The 1,405-nt window shown below is 71.8% G+C and carries 2 protein-coding genes and 1 pseudogene; 1 reads left to right on the top strand and 2 read right to left on the bottom strand.

The window, feature by feature from the left end; translation table 11 throughout:
* Positions 1-237, top strand: a pseudogene (locus tag KBX53_RS32885) (histidine phosphatase family protein); the annotation flags it as partial.
* Here KBX53_RS32885 and KBX53_RS32880 read toward each other — a convergent pair.
* Positions 227-748, bottom strand: coding sequence for a GNAT family N-acetyltransferase (locus KBX53_RS32880; protein ID WP_030336415.1), 522 nt, complete (start codon positions 746-748; stop codon positions 227-229). The pseudogene KBX53_RS32885 and the gene KBX53_RS32880 overlap by 11 nt on opposite strands.
* 9 nt (positions 749-757) lie before the next feature.
* Positions 758-1,258 carry a DinB family protein gene (locus KBX53_RS32875; RefSeq protein WP_030336417.1) on the bottom strand — a complete coding sequence of 167 codons (501 nt, stop codon included), beginning with the start codon at positions 1,256-1,258 and terminating at the stop codon, positions 758-760.
* Positions 1,259-1,405 lie beyond the last annotated feature (147 nt).

The following is a 1,405-nucleotide window of genomic DNA, read 5'->3' as shown; positions in this document are numbered from 1 at the left end:
ATCATGGAGATCGCCCACCGGCACCGGGGCTCCACAGTGGTTCTGGTCGGCCACAGCGAGACCGTCGAGGGCGCGTTCCACGCGCTCGGCGCGCAGCCGGTCTTCCGGGCGTTCGACCTGGACGTGCCCCCGGCCTCGATCACCGAGTGGACCACCGACCACGACCCCGGCGGGTGGCCACCGGCCCGCTGGACGCTGCGTCGTTTCGGCGACAACGGCCGGTGGGCTAGAGCGTGATCCAGTACCGCCGTGCGGAACCGGGTTCGGTGTCCCGGATCTCCTCGGGGACGCCGCCGTGGTGCTCGATCGTCGCCGCCGACGCGACGTTGTCCGCCGCGCAGACCAGCAGCACCCGACCCAGCCCGAGGGCCCGGGCCGTACCGAGCATCCGGCCCAGTGCCCACGTCGCCAGCCCACGCCGACGCGCGGACGGCCGGATGCCGTAACCGATGTGGCCCGCGACCCGCAACAGGCGGTCGTCGGGCCGGTGGCGAAGCGCGATCCCGCCGAGCACCCGGTCGTCCTCGACGATCCACCGGTACGTGCACACCGGGCCGGCGTCCGGCCGTTTCCCCGGGTCGGACTGGTCGGCCAGCCGGGTCACCCAGGCCGCGAAACCCTCCGGCGAGCGCACCTCATCTGTCGACCGCAGCCCGAACCCGTCCTCGTGCGGGCCAGGACCCCACTCGTCGTGGGCCGCCAACCAGGGGGCGTGCAGGCGGACGGTCGGTGCGACCAACTCGGGCATGCGTCGAGGCTATTCGGCGTTCACGATCTGCTCACGCAGGATCTCCGCGTGCCCGCAGTGCTGCGCCAGCTCCCGCAGCACGTGCAGGTACACCCAGCGCAGCGGCAACGGGCCACGGCGGTTGCCGCGAAGCACGTCGTCGAGGCCCAGGCCGGACGTGGCCCGGCGGGAGGCTTCGCAGGCTTCCCGGTGCGCGCGCTGGATGCTGGCGATCGTGTCGCCGTCATCGAGGATGAACGACTCGTCCGGCGTGGCGGGGATGCCGATCTCCGAGCGGGGTCGACACGTGACGGCCTCGTCGAACCAGACCTTCTCCACGAACGCGGCGTGCTTGACCAGGCCCAGCAACGTGGTCCGGGACGCCACCAACGAGCGGCGCGCCTGCTCCTCGGTCAACCCGTCCAGACAGCCGTTGAGCGCCCTGCGGTGCTCGTCGATGAACGCCTCGAACTGCGTCTGCGCTGACTGGCCGACGACATCATCGGCGAAGGTACCCGGGAAGGCGGTCATTCCCGAAGCATTACAAGGTCATCGCCGGTGCGCAAACACATTGGTCAGCCGATGCTGACGCTGACCGACCCGCCCGGGTCGGTGCCCGCGCGGGCGAAGACCCTGCCGTCCGGCGTCCAGACGCCCGAGCGCCCGGCCGCCTCACGG

It is taken from the genome of Micromonospora sp. M51, from assembly GCF_018070305.1.
In the GTDB taxonomy this organism is placed as follows: Bacteria; Actinomycetota; Actinomycetes; order Mycobacteriales; family Micromonosporaceae; genus Micromonospora; species Micromonospora parva.
The sequence above is the reverse complement of the archived record's forward strand: the minus strand, read 5'-3'. Positions and strand labels throughout refer to the sequence as shown.

What these genes read in the sequence shown, in the direction of transcription:
- KBX53_RS32875 (WP_030336417.1), bottom strand. Translation starts at nt 1,258, where the DNA reads ATGACCGCCTTCCCGGGTACCTTCGCCGATGATGTCGTCGGCCAGTCA.
- KBX53_RS32880 (WP_030336415.1), bottom strand. Translation starts at nt 748, where the DNA reads ATGCCCGAGTTGGTCGCACCGACCGTCCGCCTGCACGCCCCCTGGTTG.